Genomic DNA, 16,597 nt, shown 5'->3' on the forward strand with positions numbered 1-16,597 from the left:
AAAGGCAACTCACGATGAAGCGTCGCAACCTCACCGCCGCGGTGTGCCTCGCCCTCGCCGGTGCTCTGACCCTGTCCGCGTGTGGCGGCGGAGCTGCCGGGACCGGATCCGGCGGGGTCGGCCCGATCGGCGCCGACCACCCGCGGGCCGACACCGACTTCTGGAACTCCTACATCAAGTACTTCCCGGACAAGGCCAAGGACCTCGGGATCAACCTGCTGAACCCGACCAACTCGCAGAACAAGGTCGAGAACCTGGTCGCCAACGCCCAGTCGCTGCAGTCGCAGGGCGCCAAGGCGATCATCATGGCCCCGCAGGACACCGGTGCCATCGCCTCGACCCTGGACCGCCTGGAGAAGGCCAACATCCCGGTCGTCACCGTCGACACCCGTCCGGACAAGGGCAAGACCTACATGGTCGTGCGCGCGGACAACAAGGCGTACGGCGAGAAGGCGTGCAAGTTCCTCGGCGAGAAGCTCGGGGGCAAGGGCAAGGTCGTCGAGTTCCAGGGCGCGCTGGCGTCGATCAACGGCCGTGACCGGTCCGAGGCGTTCGCCGCCTGCATGAAGAAGGACTACCCCGGCATCACGATCTTCGAGGAGCCGACCGACTGGGAGGGCCCGAAGGCGTCCGCCGCGCTGCAGACCCGGCTCAACCAGCACCCGGACATCAACGGCATCTACATGCAGGCCGGCGGCGCGTTCCTCACGCCGACGCTGCAGGTGTTGCGGCAGAAGAACCTCATCGTGCCGCCGACCGACCCGAAGCACATCTTCATCGTCTCCAACGACGGCATCCCGCAGGAGCTGGAGGCCATCCGCAAGGGCGAGATCGACGCGACCGTCTCGCAGCCGGCCGACCTGTACGCGCAGTGGGCGCTCTTCTACGCGAAGGCCGCGGTCGAGGGCAAGACGTTCCAGCCCGGCAAGACCGACCACGACTCCGTCATCGTCGACACCGGCAGCGGCCGGCTGGAGGACCAGCTCGCGGCGCCGCTGATCACCAAGGAGAACGTGGACGACAAGGCCTTCTGGGGCAACCAGCTGGCGAAATGACCGAGTTCGCGGCCATCGCGCTGGGCGTGACGAAGCGGTTCGGGCAGACGCTCGCGCTCGACGACGTGGGCATCGAGATCCGGGCAGGGGAGTCGCACGCGCTCGTCGGGCGCAACGGCGCGGGCAAGTCGACGTTGGTCTCTGTCCTGACCGGCATGCAGGTGCCGGACGCGGGCGAGGTCACCTTCTTCGGCGAACCCGCGCCGCCCGTCGCCGACAGCGCGGCGTGGCGGCGGCACGTCGCGTGCGTCTACCAGAAGTCGACCGTCGTGCCGGAGCTGTCGGTCGCCGAGAACCTGTTCATCAACCGGCAGGACCTCGGCGGCAGGCTGATCAGCTGGAAGAAGCTGCGTCATGAGGCCTCGGAGTTGCTGGAGACCTACGACGTGGCGGTGCGGCCGGACGCGCTGGTGTCCACGTTGACCGTCGAGCAACGGCAGCTGGTCGAGATCGCGCGGGCGTTGTCGATCGGCTCGCGGTTCGTGATCCTCGACGAACCGACCGCGCAGCTCGACGGCCCGGCGATCGAGCGGTTGTTCGACCGGATGAGGTCGTTGCAGGACAGGGGAGTGACGTTCCTCTTCATCTCCCACCACCTGCAGGAGGTCTACGAGGTCTGCCAGACGGTGACGGTCTACCGCGACGCGCGGCACATCGTCACCGCCCCGGTCGCGGAGATGTCGAAGCCCGACCTGATCGAGGCGATGACCGGCGAGGCCGGCGGGCTGAACGTGCCCAGCGGCGACGACCGGCCGTCGTCGACGGAAGAGGTCCTGAAGGTCTCGTCGTTGAGCGGGGACCACTTCTCGGACATCTCGCTGTCGGCGACCCGCGGCGAGGTCATCGGGCTCGCGGGCAGTGCGTCGTCGGGCAAGCACGAGTTCGCGGAGACGGTCTACGGGCTGCGGAAGCCGTCGTCCGGCTCGATCTCGGTGGACGGTTCCGCGGTGCGCGGCGGTGACGTGCCTTCGGCTCTGAAGGCCGGAATCGGCTGTGTGCCACGGGATCGGCACCACCAGGGGCTCGTGGTGGACCTGTCCATCGCGGAGAACGCGACGATGAGCACCGCCGGCGCGTTCGTGTGGCCGTCGGCCCAACGCTCGGCCGGCTCCACCGCGATCGCCTCCTACGACGTGAAGGCCGCCGGACCGGACCAACCGGTGTCCGATCTTTCCGGCGGCAACCAGCAGAAGGTCGTGATGGCACGGGCACTGGCGGGCGACCCGTCCGTGCTGGTGCTGATCAACCCGACCGCGGGTGTCGACGTGAAGTCCAAGGAGTCGCTGCTCGGCGTCGTCGACGCGCAGGCGCGCCGGGACAAGGCCGCGCTCGTCGTCTCGGACGAGCTCGACGACCTGCGGGTCTGCGACCGCGTCCTGGTGTTGTTCCACGGCCAGGTCGTGCGGGAGTTCACCCGCGGCTGGCGCGACCAGGACCTGATCTCCGCCATCGAGGGAATGAGCTCGGAATGACCAAGGCCATGACACCGCCGGTCCCGGCACCGGCCGCTCCGCCGAAGCAGAGGTTCCAGCTGGCGCGGTACCAGGACCTGGCGCTCGTGCCGGTGATCATCATCCTGCTGGTCGTCGGGGCGATCCTGTCGCCGATCTTCCTGACGCCGGCCAACCTCATCGCCGTGCTGACCCAGCAGAGCGAGCTCTCGCTGCTGGTGCTGGGCCAGGCGATGATCCTCATCGTCGGCAAGATGGACCTGTCGCTCGAGTCGACGGTCGGTCTGGCCCCCGCACTGGCGGTCGCGTTGATCGTGCCCGCGTCCGCCGGTGGTCTCGACGTCGGGCTCGCGGCCTGGATGGCGCTGCCGTTGTGCCTGCTCATCGGCGTGGTGATCGGTGGCTTCAACGGGTTCCTGATCCTGAAGGTCGGCCTGTCCGGGTTCATGGTGACCCTGGGCATGCTGACGATGCTGCGCGGTCTGCAGCTCGCGATCACCGAGGGCAAGTCGCTGATCGACGTGCCGGAGTCGTTCCTGTACCTGGGTTCCACGACCTGGCTCGGGCTGCCGGCGGCGGTGTGGATCTGCATCGTCTGCTACGCCGCGGGCATCTTCGTGCTGAAGTACCTGCGCGCCGGGCGTTCGTTGTACGCGATCGGCGGCAACTCCGAGGCCGCGCGGGCCGCCGGCATCCGGGTCGACCGGGTGACGTGGACCGTGCTGATCATCGGCTCGGTGCTGGCGGTGGTCGCGGGCATCCTGATGACCGGCCGGCTCGGTTCGGTGGCCGCCACCCAGGGCGAGGGCATGATCTTCCAGGTCTTCGCGGCCGCGGTGATCGGCGGGATCTCGTTGCAGGGCGGCAAGGGCACGCTGTTCGGCGCGCTGTCGGGCGTGCTGATGCTGGGGCTGGTCGAGCAGATCCTGCGGCTGCAGGGCGTGTCCGGCTTCTACATCAAGGCCTCGTACGGCGCGGTGATCATCCTCGCGTTGATCGTGACGCGGTTCGCGACCGGCCAGAAGCAGGAGTGAGCGTGGAGACCGTTGCTCTGCACACCCGGCTTCGAGCTGGTCGAGAGGCCGACTACGACAGGATCCACGCGACGATTCCGGTCGAGCTGGACGGGGCGTTGCGCGAGGCCGGGGTGCACTCGTGGCGGATCTGGCGGTCCGGGCGCGAGCTGTTCCACCTGGTCGAGGTGGAGGACTACCGGGCGATGCGGGAGTTCCTGGCCTCGCATCCCGCGAACATCCCGTGGCAGGCTCGGATGGCCGAGCTGCTGGAGGTCGAGGACGACTACTCCGGCGCCGAACCCGATGTCCGACTCGTGTGGGAGCTGCCGTGAAGGTCGCTGTTTCTCGTCTGGGCTTCGGTGGTGCGCCGATCGGCAACCTCTACCGGGAGATCTCCGACGCCGAGGCGTTCGGCGCGGTCGAGGCCGCATGGCAGAGCGGTGTCCGCTACTTCGACACCGCGCCGCACTACGGGCTCGGGCTGTCGGAGCGGCGTCTTGGGGTTGCTTTGTCCGGACGTCCGCGCGACGAGTACGTGATCTCCACGAAGGTCGGGCGGGTGCTGGAGCCGTTCGACGGCGAGGGGCTCGACGACGAGGGTTTCGCCGTGCCGCGCCAGTTCCGGCGGGTCCGGGACTACTCGGCGGACGGGGTTCTCCGCTCCCTGGAGTCCTCTTTGGAGCGTCTCGGGACGGACCGGGTGGAGATCGTCTACATCCACGACCCCGACGAGCACTGGGACGAGGCGTTCGGCGAGGCCTACCCGGCGCTGGAGTCGTTGCGGTCGCAGGGGGTCGTCGGCGCGATCGGCGTCGGCATGAACCAGTGGCAGATGCCGGAGCGGTTCGTCCGCGAGACCGACATCGACGTGGTGATGCTGGCCGGGCGCTACACGTTGCTGGAACAGCCTTCGCTGCCGTCGTTCCTGCCCGCGTGCGTCGAGCGCGGTGTGTCGGTGGTGGCCTGCGGTGTCTTCAACTCCGGGCTGCTGTCGAAGCCGGTCGTGCCCACCGACGCGAAGTACAACTACGAGGACGCCCCGCCTGAGCTGGTGACGCGGGCCCGTGAGATCGCCGCGGTGTGCTCGCGGCACGGGGTGACGCTGCCGGAGGTGGCGATCCAGTTCGCGCTCGGCCACCCGGCCGTCGTGTCGGTGGTGATCGGGTCGCGGACTGCTTCGCAGATGACGTCGAACGCGGCTTCCTTCTCGGCTTCGATCCCCGCGTCGCTGTGGGAGGAGCTGAAGTCGTTGGGACTGCTGGGTTCGGAGGTTCCGACGCCGTGATCGTCGACGCTCACCACCACCTGTGGGACCTGTCCGTCCGCGACCAGGACTGGATCACCGACCCGCCGATGGGCGCGATCCGCCGGTCGTTCCTGGAACCGGATTTCATCGCCGCGGCTCCTTCGGTGTCGGCATCCGTGCTGGTGCAGACGGTGTGCGTGCCGGAGGAGACGCCTGAGTTCCTGGCGGTGGCGGCGTCGTCGGACGTCGTGGCCGCGGTGGTGGGCTGGACGGACCTGACGTCGCCCGCGGTCGGTGACGCGTTGTCCGCGTTGGTGGACAGCGCCGACGGGTCGTGGCTGCGCGGGATCCGGCACCAGGTGCAGAGCGAGCCGGACCCGGAGTGGTTGTGCCGCAAGGACGTCTGGAACGGCCTCGCCGCCGTGGGGTCGCACGGGCTGGTCTACGAGCTGCTGACGGTGCCGGTGCAGCTGCCGGCCGCGCGACGGACCGTGGCCGCGTTGCCGCAGGTTCGGTTCGTTCTCGACCACTGCTCGAAGCCCGCGATCGGGTCCGACATCGGGGAGTGGGCCGAGCTGGTCCGGTCGCTGGCGGCGCACGACAACGTGACGTGCAAGCTGTCCGGGCTGGTCACCGAGGCCGACTGGAAGTCGTGGAGCGTGGCCGACCTGCGCCCGTACTTCGAGGTCGTGCTGGACGCGTTCGGTCCTGAGCGGTTGATGTTCGGCTCGGACTGGCCGGTGTGCCTGCTGGCGGCTTCCTACTCCGAGTGGCTTGGGGCTGCTCAGGAGTTGGTGTCCGAGCTGTCCGCCGGCGAGCAGGCCGAGATCTTCTCGGGCACCGCTCGCCGGGTCTACGGGCTCTAGAAGAGCGCCTTCAGCTCGTTGATCAGCTGCGGCGTGGCACCGACCAGCGGTTCGCGGACCGGTCCGGACGGCAGCCCGAGCAGGGTGAGCGCGGCCTTGACCGCCACCGCACCCGGCTCGCGGGTCATGATCGCCGTGATGACCGGCAGCAACGCCTGGTGGCGGCGGAGGGCTTCCTTGTTGTCGCCCTCGTCGTAGGCGTCGAGCATCGCCTTGATCTCGTTGCCGACGACGTGCCCGACCGTGCTGACCGTGCCGACACCGCCGATCGAGTACAGCGGCAGGATCAGCTCGTCGTTGCCGGAGTAGTAGTCGAGCCCGGTCTCGGCGATGACCTTCGCCGTCGCCAGCAGGTCGACCTTGCAGTCCTTCACGCCGACGATCCGCGGGTGCTCGGCGAGCCGGAGCAACGTCTCGGTGTCGATCGCCGTGCCGGTGCGGCCGGGGATGTCGTAGAGCAGCGCGGGCAGGCCGGACGCGTTCGCCACCTGCCGGAAGTGGTTCTCGACGCCTTCCTGCGTGGGCTTGCTGTAGTACGGCGTGACGACGAGCAGCCCGTCCGCGCCGTTGGCCTCGGCCTGGTGCGCGAGCTCGATCGTGTGGCGCGTGGAGTTGGTGCCGACACCGGCGAGGATTTGGGTTCGTTGCCCGACCGCTTCCTTCACGGCCTTGATGACCTGCGCCTTCTCGGCGTCGGTCGTGGTCGGCGCCTCACCGGTCGTGCCGTTGACGACCAGCCCGTCGGCCCCACCCTTGTCGACGAGGTGCGCCGCCAGCTCCTGCGCACCCTTGAGGTCCAGGTCACCGTCGGGGGTGAACGGGGTGACCATCGCTACCAGCACTCGTCCGAACATGACTCCAGCGTGGCTCCAGTCTTCGCGAAGTTCCAGTTAGAGTTTCTGTCCGGAACGTTAAGCTGAGCTTTGTGTTGGACGTGCGAAGACTCCGTTTGCTCCACGCTCTCTCGGTCCACGGCACGGTCACGGCCGCCGCCGAGGCTCTGCACGTGACCTCTCCAGCGGTGTCCCAGCAGCTGGCCGCCCTGGAGCGAGAGGCAGGGGTTCCGCTGGTTGAACGGGACGGGCGCCGCCTGTCGTTGACGCGCGCCGGACACATGCTGGCGGCTCACACGCAGCTGGTGCTGGATCAGTTGGCCGCGGCCGAAGCGGATTTGGCGTCTCTCAGGACTTCGGTTTCGGGTGTCGTGCGGATCGGCGCGTTCGTGTCGGTGGCCGCGCTGCTGCCGCGGGTGATCCAGGTGCTGCGGTCGGCGCACGGGTCCGATGTGGACCTGTTCGTGCACGAGATGGAACCCGAGGCTTCACTGCCGGCGTTGCGGCGCGGGGATATCGACATCGCGCTGATCCACTCGTACAACATCATGCCCCGGTCGCTGCCGGAGTCGTGCGAGTCGTTCGAACTCTTCGTGGAACCGGTGAACGTCGCCCTGCCCCTGTCGGATCCGTTGGTGCAGCAGGATTCTGTGGACCTTTCAGCGTTGGTCGATCGGCAGTGGATCATGCCCCGGACCGACGCGTCCTGTCACGAGCTGACGCAGAGGGCTTGTGGAGCGGCCGGGTTCGTGCCTCGGGCCCAAGCCTATTGCGACGACTTCGGGGTGATGTGCGGTCTGGTCGAGGCCGGGCTCGGGGTGGCGCTGGTGCCGTCTGTCGCGCGGCGGCCCGGGGTGGCGTTGCGGCCGTTGAAGCAGCAGGTTTTCCGGACCGTGTCAGCGGTTGTGCGGAACCGGGCGGACGGGCAGCCGGCCGTTCGGGTGGTCTTGGAACAGCTTCGCCAGATCTGACAACCCTGCCATTAAGTTCCGTTATGGATTTCCACTTTCCGTCCTCTATAGGTTTTACGCATGGGTCGGCTGGGTTCCCATCTTTCTTGAATTGTTACCTTGAGTTCCGTCATATGCGGATATTGGGATTCCCGCGTACCGTTGCGACATTGGTCTGAGCGATGCAGGGGGCGAGATGGTGATCTCTCGGAGGAGAGTGCTGGTTGACTCGGGTCGTGCCGCCGTCGCGCTGACGGTCGGTGTTCCTGCTCTGGCAGCGTGCGTACCGGCGCCTGTCGTTGCAGGTGTCAGTGGTGCTGCGGCAGGATGGCTGGCTGAGTTCAGCAATGAGATCAGAGGTGAGATCGCGGCCCAAGTCGTCGAAGGTGGCAAGTGGGTTTTCGGCAAGATTTGGGAGGGTTGGAGCAAGTCAACCAACGAGGTGGCCTCCAAGCAGGCGGAAGAGGGTTTTGGGTTCGCCGGGCGCACCGTTTACGGGCACGCTGTTCCTGGCACAACCTTTGTGAGTCTTCATCGCACCAAGCTGGACGATGCAACATCGGACAGACTGGCTTGCGTGCGAAACTCGGGTGAGTTCGTTGTATTGGAGAACTGGGCATGGAAAGGCGTGCTCGCGTTTGTGAAGCAGGAGCTCGGTGATAAAGAAGGAGACGATCGGCTGCACGCTCTTCAGCTGCTGGCCAGCACTCTGATGCCTCATGGTTCGGTGACTCCGGGTAAGACACCTGCGGAGACGATGAGCTGGGTGGGCTATCCGGCCAAGGAAGGCGGCGTGGAGATCCTCAAGTTCGCTGACGGAGGCAAGGAGAAGGTCATGGTCAAGGCTTCCGGTTACTACACCGGCAGCCATGGACAGGCGACGTCACACACCTTCGAACTCAAGTGACTCCTCACAGTCGACCTAGGCCAGGTCTGACAGCCACTGCTCGACCCCGGCCACGTGCACCGTGGACCACGAGCGCGCGAGTTCCGGCTGGTGTGCGGCCAGGGCGTCCACCTGGCCGGGCGCTCACGTCGACCGGATTGTCTACTGCAACCACATCAGCGAGGGTGATCAAGCGGCCGCTGGAGACGGAGGGCAACCGCGGCCGACCTGTGCTCGTCCAGCCGGACTGGCCGATCAAGGTGCAAGCCTGGGGACAGCCAGTCACCGGAGCGTCGTTCATGGCCTCGGTGGCGACGTTCGAGGAAGGGCTCGGACGTCGACGTCGCTTCTCATCTCCTCGTCGACGTGCTGACCGGCGCGGTCGACGCCGTCGCGCTCGTCAGCAACGACAGCGACCTCAAGCTGCCGGTCGAACACGCTTGGCGAAGAGTGCCGGTGGGTGTGGTCAACCTAGGTGGTGGTTACATGGCCGGAGCCTTGTCGATGAGCGCGGGAACCGGGGTGGGCACCGGTCACCACTGGAGGCGAACGCTGTCGGCGGCCGACTGCCAAGCTCACCAGCTGCCTGACCCCTCAGGCCTGTACACGCGCCCATCCGGCTGGTGATGCATGAAAGCAAGGTTCGTGCTGGCATGCTGGCATGCATGTATATCCACCCGGTCCCTCGTGGGCCGGGTTTCTTTTTGTCTTCATCCGGTCGTGTCACTTCTGGGCGAGTGAGAATCTCAGATTCCAGATCACGCCGATACCGTCTCATTCGTGCCCGAACCCACCTTCCGCCAGCGACGCCTCGGCAGAGTGCTGCAAGAGCTGCGCGAGAAGGCCGGCCTGAGCCAGAGGGACATCGCCGACCGCCTGCACTACAACGTCCCGAAGGTCAGCCGCATTGAGAACGGCCAAGTGCCGGACTACACCGCCTTCGAGACGATGCTCGACATGTACGGCGTAATCGCGGACGACGTGGACCCGTACGTCGAGATGTGGAACCTCGCGGTCGAAAAGGCCTGGTGGCACCAGTTCCGGCTGGAAGATCACGGGTACATCAGCCTTGAGCACGATGCGACTGTGATCCGGACGTTCCAGGCCAGCTACGTGCCGGGCACCCTTCAGACGAAGCGGTACATGCGAGCGTTGTTCGCCGGTTCGCGGGCACAACGGTCGAAGAAGTGGATCGAGGATCAGATCGAGATCCGATCGCGGCGACAGCGGCGTCTTCAAGGTGACAACCCGCTCCAGTACCACGCGATCATCGCCGAGTCCGCGCTGCGCCATGCGGATCGCGAACAGTTGGTGCACATCAACAAGGTGAGCGAGCTGACCAACGTCACGGTGCAGGTCATTCTGGAGTCGATCGGCATGCACGACGGGCACAACGGCTCGTTCACGCTGCTGGACTTCGCCTATCCCAACGACCCGCGTGTTCTCTACGTCGAGCACACCGAAGGTGCCATCCACATCGAAGACCCGGCTCGGGTGAAGTCGGCTACCCTCACCTTCAAGCACCTCTCGAAGCTGGCGTTGACCCCCGAGCAGTCCGCCACGTGGATCGGGAGGTTGGCTGCTGAAAGGTAGGGATCGACGTGCCCGCTGTGTGGCGTAAGAGCAGTCGCAGCAACAACGGCGGCAATGCTGACTGCGTCGAGGTGGCTTTCACCGGCCCCACCGCGCGCGTCCGTGACTCCAAGAACCACGCCACGACCATCGCCGTCCCAGGCTGGGCGGCGTTCGTCGAAGCCGTCAAGCGCGGCGAACTAGGCCAGGTCTGACAACCACTGCTCCACACCGGCCACGTGCACCGTGGACCACGACCGCGCGAGCTCCGGCTGGTGCGCGGCCAACGCGTCCACGATCGCGCGGTGTTCGGCGACCGTGCGGTCCACCGCGTTGGACTGGGTGATGCCGCGCCAGATGCGGACCCGCACGGTGGGGCCGGCCAGGGTGTCGAGGAGCTGGGCCAGGTAGGCGTTGCCCGAGCACTGGGCGATGGCGCGGTGGAAGTCCAGGTCGTGCTCCACGAGCTCCTCGACGGACTTGGCCGACTCGGCCGCGTCGCACAGGGCTCGGAGCTTGACGATCTCGTCGGCGTCCACCCGTTGGGCGGCCATGGCGGCCGCGGCGGGCTCCAGGATGCGGCGGACTTGGAGAACCTCCAAGACTGAGTCCTCGCCGCGGTGCAGATCCAGGACGAACGACAGGGCGCCCAGCAGGTCGTCGGCGCGCAGGGACGAGACGTACGTGCCGTCGCCTTGGCGCACGTCCAAGACCCTGACCAGGGACAGGGCCTTCACGGCCTCGCGCAGGGAGTTGCGGGACAGGCCGAGGCGTTCTGCCAGGTCGGCCTCACGCGGGAGGCGGTCGCCGGGCTTGAGCTCGCCCGACACGATCATCTCCTTGACGCGCAGGATCGCATCGTCGGTGACTGCCACTCGCACCCTCAACTCGTCGTAGACCTCGGATGTCTGGTGTCCAGTATGCGACAAAGTCCCGCACGTTCGTGCCACCCGCACCTATGGCCATGATTCACCGAATGATCTGTGAGATGGTTATCTGGTAACGACAGGTGACGGGGGGCCTTGTTGTCGCCATAATGGTCTGGACCATTCTAGGAGGGATCTTGGACGCCGTTGTCGCAGCACCGCGCGCTTTGCTCGGTCGCACGATCGTCGGTCCTGCCTCGGTGCGGATCAGGGACGGCCGCATCGTCGAGGTGACCACCGGTGAAGCTCCACCCGGCGCGGAGGTCCTGTCCGACGGCCTGCTGACGCCGGGTCTCGTCGACGTCCAGGTGAACGGCGCCGTCGGCGTCGACTTCGCCGAGGTGGACGCCGCCGGGATGCGTTCCGTCGCCGAAGCACTGCCGTCGACCGGTGTGACCCGGTTCCTGCCCACGTTGATCACCGCACCGGTCGACGTGGTGCTGCGGCAGGCGAGGGCTGTGCTCTCGGCTTCCGCGGCGTTGCCGGACGGGGTTGGCGCGAGGCCCTTGGGAGTGCACCTCGAGGGACCGTTCCTGTCGCCGAAGCGGGCGGGGGTGCACGACCCGTCGTTCATGGTCGAGCCGGGACCTGACCAGATCTCGGCGCTGCTGGAGGACGACACGCTGCGCCGCGCTCTGCGGATGGTGACCATGGCACCCGAGCAGCCCGGTGGTCTGGAGGCGGTCCGCCGTCTCGTCGAGGCCGGGGTGCTGGTCGCGGTCGGGCACTCCGACGCGACCGGTGAGCAGACCCGTGAGGCCGCCGACGCCGGCGCCCGCATGGTGACGCACCTGTTCAACGCCCAGCGGCCGCTCGGCCACCGCGAACCCGGCGTGCCGGGCGTGGCGCTGGTCGACGAACGCTTCACGCTCGGGCTGATCGCGGACCTCGCACATGTCGGGCCGGACGTGTGCCGTCTCGTGTTCAACGCTGCCGGAGCACGAGTCGCGCTGGTCACCGATGCCGTCGCCGCCGCGGGGATGCCGCCCGGCCGCTACCACCTCGGTGGTGCGGACGTGCTGCTCACCGAGGACGGCGTGCCGCGCTCGCCGGAAGGCACGATCGCCGGGTCCGCCCTGACCCTCGACCGCGCCGTGCGGAACATCGTGTCCGTGGGCGTGCCGGTGGCCGACGCGCTGGCGTCGGCGACGATCGTGCCGGCCGAGGTGATCGGGGAGTCCGGTCTCGGCCGGCTCGCACCGGGTGCCGTCGCAGACCTCGTCTGGTGGGACGACGAGCTGCGGCCGAAGAAGGTCTGGGTCGACGGACGGGTGGTGTTCGACGCCGAGGTGCCCGCGGCGCCGGTCGTCGCCGGGTACGCCACCGCGGGCCAGTAAGCACGACACCCGAGGGCGTCTTCCCCCGTCGCACGGGGAAGGCGCCCTTCGGCGTGTCCGTAGCGTTCAAAATCAGCTCATTGCAATCGACGCGGCCATGATCGTTGCGTTGAAAACGGAACCTGTTGCAACGATCTTAGGGCTTTGAACTGCAAGTACTGCAATCCTGCGCAATGAAGTTTGTTGCCGACTTCTGCGAACGCAACGTAGCGTTTGCGATGTCAGAAACAACGAGACGCAGGAGCCCGAGATGCAGAACTTCGCCACCCCCGCCCCGATCGCCACCGTCCTCGACCTCCCCGCCGGCCGGGTCCAGCTCATCGCCGCCGACCGCGCCGACACCGCCGTGGACGTCCGTCCCGCCGACGCCGCCAGGAGCCGCGACGTCAAGGCGGCCGAGAAGACCCGCGTCGAGTTCGCCGACGGTGTCCTGCGGATCACGGGAGACGCCGGCGGCACGCTGCTCGGTTCGTCCGGCGCCGTCGACATCACCGTCCAGCTGCCCGCCGGGTCGCGGGTCGAGGCCAAGGTCGCGGCCGCCGAGTTCCGCGGGGTCGGCCGGCTCGGCGACGTCGCCCTCGAGGCGGCGCAGAGCGACGTCAAGATCGACGAGGTCGCCGGTCTCAAGGTCAGCACCCAGGCCGGTGACGTCACCGTCGGCCGCCTGACCGGGTCCGCCGAGATCAGCACGCAGAAGGGCGACATCACCGTCGCCACCGCGCTGTCCGCCTCGCTCGACGCCGGCACCACCTACGGCCGGGTCCACAACTCCCTCAAGAACGACGGCACCGCCGCGCTGCACATCCACGCCACCACCGCCTACGGCGACATCACCGCCCGCGGCCTCTGATCGACCAACCAGAAGGGATCACGACCATGACCGAGCAGCTGCAGTCCATCGCCCAGGAGTTCGTCGACGCCGGGATCACCGGTGTGGAGATCCGCGTGCGTGACGACCAGGGTGAGAGGTCCTTCCGGGCGGGCCTCAGCGAGCGGGAGGGAAGCGCGGAGCCACCGCCGAACGGGCACGTCCGGGTCGGCAGCAACACCAAGACGTTCGTCGCGGTCGTGGTGCTGAAGCTCGTCGCCGAGGGCGAGATCGGCCTGGACGACGTGGTCGCCGACCACCTGCCCGAGTACGGGTTCGACGGCCGGATCACGGTGCGGATGCTGTTGCAGCACACCAGCGGCCTGTTCAACCACACCGGCGAGTACTACGACGACGGCACGGTCGCGCCGGGCATCCCCTGGCAGGGCAAGGAGTGGGTGGACCACCGGTTCGACTTCCACCGGCCGGAGGACCTCGTGCGGTTCGCCCTGGGCAAGCCCGCGCGGTTCGAGCCGGGCACGGACTGGAGCTACGCCAACACCAACTACGTGGTGGCGCGGCTGCTGGTCGAGAAGGTCACCGGCCGGTCGTTCGCCGACGAGGTGCAACGGCTGGTCATCGGACCGCTCGGCCTCACCGGCACCTCGGCGCCGTCCGGTCCGGAGATCCCCGAGCCGCACGCCCACGCGTACTACCGCTACGACGACGGCGGCGTGGAGAAGACGATCGACGTGACCCGCGTCGACCCGTCGTGGGTCTCCAGCGGTGGCGACATGATCTCGACGACCCGCGACCTGGACACGTTCATCACGGCGCTCGCCCGCGGTGAGCTCCTGCCGGCGCCGTTGCTGGAGGAGATGCTCCACGTGCACCCGAAGGCCGGGTACGGGCTGGGCGTGTTCGTGCAGGAGACGGGCAGCGGCAAGGTGATCACGCACAACGGTGGCGCCTTCGGCCACGCCGCGCTGATGTACACGACGGCCGACGGGAGCAAGACCCTGACCGCGGCGCTGAACTACGTCGACGACGCGGACCTGTCGCTGGCGGGGCCGTTCCAGGAGATGACGCAGCGGCTCATTGGTGCCGTGTTCGGCTGAGCGACAACGAAAAGGGCCCGCCAGGAGAACCTGGCGGGCCTTGTCGCGTGACAACTACGGCGCTGTTCAGAACTACAGGGTGCGGGTGACCTTGTTCAGCCCCCGCGGGCTGTCCGGGTCGCCGCCACGCGCCAGGGCGAGGCCGTAGGCGAGGCGCTGCACCGGCAGGATCTCCAGCACCGGAGCCACCTCCTCGGCCGTCTCCGGGATCGTCACGGCCAGCGTCGCCCCGACCTTCTCCGACGCCGACCCGACCGCCACGACGTCCGCGCCGCGCTGGTGCACCACGTCGAGGGCGTCGCGCAGCGAGTCGCCGCCCTTGCCCAGGGACGTGATCGCCAGGACCGCCGTCTCGCCGTCGACGGCCGCGACCGGACCGTGCAGCAGGTCGGCACCGCTGTACGCGCGGGCCGCCAGGTACGAGGTCTCCGCCAGCTTCAACGACGCTTCCAACGCCGTGGCGTAGGAGTAGCCACGGCCGGTGGTGAGGACGCGGTCCACGAACCGGTAGCGGCGCACGGCCTCGTCCACGGTCGGGGCCGACGCGTCCAGGGTGACCTGAGCCAGCTCGCCGAGCGACGCGGCCGCCTCGCCGTCGCCGCCGCGCACGGCGTCGATCAGCAGGTACAACGCCAGCAGCGTCGCCGAGTAGGTCTTGGTGGCGGCCACGGCGTGCTCGACACCCGCCGAGACGTCCACCGAGAGCTCGGCGGCCGCGTTCAGAGGTGAGTTCGGGGTGTTGGTCACGGCCACCGTCAGCGCGCCGCGCCTGCGGTAGGAGGCGGTGACCTCCAGCAGGTCGGGGGAGCCGCCCGACTGCGACACCGTCACCAGCAGCACGTCGCGCAGGTCCGGCTCGGCGCCGTAGAGGGTGGTCGTCGAGGCCGAGACCAGGCCCGCCGGGAGCTCCAGCAGGATCTCGGTCAGGTACTTCGCGTAGATGGCGGCGTGGTCGCTCGAACCGCGGGCCGCGAAGAGCACGAAGCGCGGGGCCCGTTCGCGGATCACGGCGGCGACCTCGGCGATGGCCGCGCGCGAGGAGTACAGGGACGAGAAGATCTCCGGCTGCGCGGCGATCTCCGCTGCCATGTGCCTGCCTGGCTGGGGCGTGGTCATGTCGTGCCTTTCAGGATCAGCTCGGCCGCGGCTCGGAGGCTCACCCGAGAACCGCCGTGGGTGTCGATGCGGGCGACGCTGCCCAGGTCCGGGCCGGGCACGCCGGTTTCGACGTGCACCACCTCGAGGCCCAGATTAGTTAAGTTTGTTACCAGTTGTCGAGCGCTCGTGTGTCGGTGGGCGTCTCTGGTCACGACGACAATCGTGCGGCCACCAGCGGTTTTCGCAACTTCTTCCGCCGTGGTGTCGCGAGCCGCGATCACCTCGGTGCCGGGGAGCACCTCGGCCAGGTAGGGGCCCAGGCCCCACGGGACGTCGCCCACCGCGATGGACGGGTCGACGACGAGGTCGACCACCACCGGGTCGCTTCCGACACCAACCCGGCCGCGCACTTCAACAGCACGTCGAGCGGCCGTGAGACCGATCTCAGCGTCGTGGGCGTCGACGGTCGACGGCGGCAGGCCCAGCGCGAGCGAACGGGCAGCTGCCTGCGCGAGGCGTTCCTCGGACAGCTCGCCGGACTTCACCGCGGCGACGATCGAGTCGATCAACCACTGCAGGTCGTCGTCATCCAAGGCGATGCCACCGAGGCACAACGCGTCCACGCCCGCCGCCAGCGCGCGGACGGCGCCGTGGGCCAGGTCGCCGCCGACGGCCTTCATGTCGAGACCGTCGGTGATCAGCGCGCCGGTGAAGCCCAGCTCGGTGCGCAACAGGTCGATGGCGTGTTTGTTCAGCGTCACCGGCTGCGGGCCCCACTCGGGGACCACGAGGTGGCCGGTCATGATCGAGCGGACGCCGGCGCGCACGGCCGCCTGGAACGGCACGAGCTCGACGGCGCGGAGCTGTTCCTCGGTGCGCGGGAGCACCGGGAGCTGCTCGTGGGAGTCCTCTGTGGACGCTCCGTGGCCGGGGAAGTGCTTGGCGCACGCGGCGACGCCCACGGTCTGCAGGCCCTCGACCCACGCGGCGACGTGCCGGGCGGCGAGGACCGGGTCCGAGCCGAACGCGCGGACGCCGATGATCGGGTCGTCCAGCGTCAGCACGAGGTCGGCGGACGGCGCCAGGTTCAGCGAGATCCCGCACTTGGCGAGCCGGGACCCGATGGACGCGGCGACCGAGCGGGTCAGGTCGAGGTCGTCCACCGCGCCCAGGGCGTGGTTGCCCGGCACCTCGGAGCCGCGGCCCGCGTCGAGACGCGTGACGTCGCCGCCCTCCTCGTCGATGCCGATCACCACGTCCTGGCGGGCCGAACGGAGCTCGCCGCACAGCGCGGTCACCTGGGCGTCGTCGACGACGTTGCGCCCGAAGAGCACAACGCCGCCGAGGCCGTCAGAGACGCGCCGCAACAACCAGTCGGGAGCGGTCGTTCCGTGGAAACCGGGAAGCAGAACGGCTGCGGCCAACTGATCCACGC

18 protein-coding genes and 1 pseudogene are annotated in these 16,597 nt (G+C 68.3%); 14 read left to right on the forward strand and 5 right to left on the reverse strand.

Annotated elements, in window-relative coordinates; genetic code table 11:
• Positions 1 to 14: 14 nt before the first annotated feature.
• Genes ACFWV3_RS30505 through ACFWV3_RS30530 form a run of 6 tightly spaced genes read left to right on the forward strand, consistent with a single transcriptional unit; the run spans position 15 to position 5,634 of the window.
• Positions 15 to 1,055, forward strand: coding sequence for a sugar ABC transporter substrate-binding protein (locus tag ACFWV3_RS30505; protein WP_382416190.1), 1,041 nt, complete (start codon positions 15 to 17; stop codon positions 1,053 to 1,055).
• Positions 1,052 to 2,527: a sugar ABC transporter ATP-binding protein gene (locus ACFWV3_RS30510; RefSeq protein ID WP_382416192.1), complete on the forward strand. Its 1,476-nt coding sequence runs from the start codon at positions 1,052 to 1,054 to the stop codon at positions 2,525 to 2,527. Before ACFWV3_RS30505 ends, ACFWV3_RS30510 begins: the two co-directional genes overlap by 4 nt.
• On the forward strand, positions 2,524 to 3,540 hold the full coding sequence (locus tag ACFWV3_RS30515; RefSeq protein ID WP_382416195.1) for an ABC transporter permease: 1,017 nt from the start codon (positions 2,524 to 2,526) through the stop codon (positions 3,538 to 3,540). The genes ACFWV3_RS30510 and ACFWV3_RS30515 overlap by 4 nt, the downstream gene beginning before the upstream one ends.
• A gap of 2 nt (positions 3,541 to 3,542) precedes the next feature.
• Positions 3,543 to 3,854 carry an L-rhamnose mutarotase gene (locus ACFWV3_RS30520; RefSeq protein WP_382416197.1) on the forward strand — a complete coding sequence of 104 codons (312 nt, stop codon included), beginning with the start codon at positions 3,543 to 3,545 and terminating at the stop codon, positions 3,852 to 3,854.
• Positions 3,851 to 4,807 carry an aldo/keto reductase gene (locus tag ACFWV3_RS30525; RefSeq protein ID WP_382416199.1) on the forward strand — a complete coding sequence of 319 codons (957 nt, stop codon included), beginning with the start codon at positions 3,851 to 3,853 and terminating at the stop codon, positions 4,805 to 4,807. The genes ACFWV3_RS30520 and ACFWV3_RS30525 overlap by 4 nt, the downstream gene beginning before the upstream one ends.
• Entirely contained in the window at positions 4,804 to 5,634 is an 831-nt protein-coding gene (locus ACFWV3_RS30530; RefSeq protein ID WP_382416201.1) for an amidohydrolase family protein, read from the forward strand. Before ACFWV3_RS30525 ends, ACFWV3_RS30530 begins: the two co-directional genes overlap by 4 nt.
• Here the strand turns inward: ACFWV3_RS30530 and dapA are convergent.
• Positions 5,631 to 6,488 carry a 4-hydroxy-tetrahydrodipicolinate synthase gene (dapA, locus tag ACFWV3_RS30535; RefSeq protein WP_382416203.1) on the reverse strand — a complete coding sequence of 286 codons (858 nt, stop codon included), beginning with the start codon at positions 6,486 to 6,488 and terminating at the stop codon, positions 5,631 to 5,633. The two genes, ACFWV3_RS30530 and dapA, sit on opposite strands and share 4 nt — an antisense overlap.
• 80 nt (positions 6,489 to 6,568) lie before the next feature.
• On the opposite strand from dapA, the gene ACFWV3_RS30540 reads away from it, so the two are divergent.
• Positions 6,569 to 7,438 carry a LysR family transcriptional regulator gene (locus ACFWV3_RS30540; protein WP_382416205.1) on the forward strand — a complete coding sequence of 290 codons (870 nt, stop codon included), beginning with the start codon at positions 6,569 to 6,571 and terminating at the stop codon, positions 7,436 to 7,438.
• Positions 7,439 to 7,634: 196 nt separating this feature from the next.
• Positions 7,635 to 8,324, forward strand: a complete 690-nt coding sequence (locus ACFWV3_RS30545) for a hypothetical protein (protein ID WP_382416207.1) — start codon at positions 7,635 to 7,637, stop codon at positions 8,322 to 8,324.
• A gap of 15 nt (positions 8,325 to 8,339) precedes the next feature.
• Here ACFWV3_RS30545 and ACFWV3_RS30550 read toward each other — a convergent pair.
• Positions 8,340 to 8,432: pseudogene (locus ACFWV3_RS30550) on the reverse strand (GntR family transcriptional regulator); the annotation flags it as partial.
• Between the two features lie 237 nt (positions 8,433 to 8,669).
• Between ACFWV3_RS30550 and ACFWV3_RS30555 the strand changes: the two are divergent.
• The 3 genes from ACFWV3_RS30555 to ACFWV3_RS30565 all read left to right on the forward strand — a co-directional run bounded on the left by ACFWV3_RS30555 (position 8,670) and on the right by ACFWV3_RS30565 (position 10,090).
• Positions 8,670 to 8,930 (forward strand): hypothetical protein, encoded by a 261-nt coding sequence (locus ACFWV3_RS30555; protein ID WP_382416209.1) that lies wholly within the window; start codon positions 8,670 to 8,672, stop codon positions 8,928 to 8,930.
• A gap of 153 nt (positions 8,931 to 9,083) precedes the next feature.
• Positions 9,084 to 9,896 carry a helix-turn-helix domain-containing protein gene (locus ACFWV3_RS30560; protein WP_382416211.1) on the forward strand — a complete coding sequence of 271 codons (813 nt, stop codon included), beginning with the start codon at positions 9,084 to 9,086 and terminating at the stop codon, positions 9,894 to 9,896.
• Between the two features lie 8 nt (positions 9,897 to 9,904).
• On the forward strand, positions 9,905 to 10,090 hold the full coding sequence (locus ACFWV3_RS30565; RefSeq protein WP_382416214.1) for a DUF397 domain-containing protein: 186 nt from the start codon (positions 9,905 to 9,907) through the stop codon (positions 10,088 to 10,090).
• Here the strand turns inward: ACFWV3_RS30565 and ACFWV3_RS30570 are convergent.
• Positions 10,076 to 10,750 (reverse strand): FadR/GntR family transcriptional regulator, encoded by a 675-nt coding sequence (locus tag ACFWV3_RS30570; RefSeq protein WP_112262708.1) that lies wholly within the window; start codon positions 10,748 to 10,750, stop codon positions 10,076 to 10,078. The two genes, ACFWV3_RS30565 and ACFWV3_RS30570, sit on opposite strands and share 15 nt — an antisense overlap.
• A 188-nt stretch (positions 10,751 to 10,938) precedes the next feature.
• On the opposite strand from ACFWV3_RS30570, the gene nagA reads away from it, so the two are divergent.
• From nagA to ACFWV3_RS30585, 3 genes are all read left to right on the forward strand, one after another.
• A complete protein-coding gene (gene nagA, locus ACFWV3_RS30575) occupies positions 10,939 to 12,138 on the forward strand; it encodes an N-acetylglucosamine-6-phosphate deacetylase (RefSeq protein WP_382416216.1) in 1,200 nt (399 codons plus the stop codon).
• A gap of 250 nt (positions 12,139 to 12,388) precedes the next feature.
• Entirely contained in the window at positions 12,389 to 12,988 is a 600-nt protein-coding gene (locus ACFWV3_RS30580; RefSeq protein WP_382416218.1) for a DUF4097 family beta strand repeat-containing protein, read from the forward strand.
• 26 nt (positions 12,989 to 13,014) lie between these two features.
• A complete protein-coding gene (locus ACFWV3_RS30585) occupies positions 13,015 to 14,064 on the forward strand; it encodes a serine hydrolase domain-containing protein (protein ID WP_382416220.1) in 1,050 nt (349 codons plus the stop codon).
• 72 nt (positions 14,065 to 14,136) lie between these two features.
• Here the strand turns inward: ACFWV3_RS30585 and ACFWV3_RS30590 are convergent, their stop codons facing one another.
• Entirely contained in the window at positions 14,137 to 15,180 is a 1,044-nt protein-coding gene (locus tag ACFWV3_RS30590) for an SIS domain-containing protein (RefSeq protein ID WP_382416222.1), read from the reverse strand.
• Complete coding sequence (locus tag ACFWV3_RS30595) at positions 15,177 to 16,595, reverse strand: glycoside hydrolase family 3 protein (RefSeq protein WP_382416224.1); 1,419 nt, start codon at positions 16,593 to 16,595, stop codon at positions 15,177 to 15,179. Before ACFWV3_RS30595 ends, ACFWV3_RS30590 begins: the two co-directional genes overlap by 4 nt.
• Positions 16,596 to 16,597 lie beyond the last annotated feature (2 nt).

It is taken from the genome of Lentzea sp. NPDC059081 (assembly GCF_042738015.1).
Classification (GTDB): domain Bacteria; phylum Actinomycetota; class Actinomycetes; order Mycobacteriales; family Pseudonocardiaceae; genus Lentzea.

What these genes read in the sequence shown, in the direction of transcription:
- ACFWV3_RS30590 (WP_382416222.1), bottom strand. Translation starts at nt 15,180, where the DNA reads ATGACCACGCCCCAGCCAGGCAGGCACATGGCAGCGGAGATCGCCGCG.
- dapA (WP_382416203.1), bottom strand. Translation starts at nt 6,488, where the DNA reads ATGTTCGGACGAGTGCTGGTAGCGATGGTCACCCCGTTCACCCCCGAC.
- ACFWV3_RS30580 (WP_382416218.1), top strand. Translation starts at nt 12,389, where the DNA reads ATGCAGAACTTCGCCACCCCCGCCCCGATCGCCACCGTCCTCGACCTC.
- ACFWV3_RS30505 (WP_382416190.1), top strand. Translation starts at nt 15, where the DNA reads ATGAAGCGTCGCAACCTCACCGCCGCGGTGTGCCTCGCCCTCGCCGGT.
- ACFWV3_RS30515 (WP_382416195.1), top strand. Translation starts at nt 2,524, where the DNA reads ATGACCAAGGCCATGACACCGCCGGTCCCGGCACCGGCCGCTCCGCCG.
- ACFWV3_RS30510 (WP_382416192.1), top strand. Translation starts at nt 1,052, where the DNA reads ATGACCGAGTTCGCGGCCATCGCGCTGGGCGTGACGAAGCGGTTCGGG.
- ACFWV3_RS30585 (WP_382416220.1), top strand. Translation starts at nt 13,015, where the DNA reads ATGACCGAGCAGCTGCAGTCCATCGCCCAGGAGTTCGTCGACGCCGGG.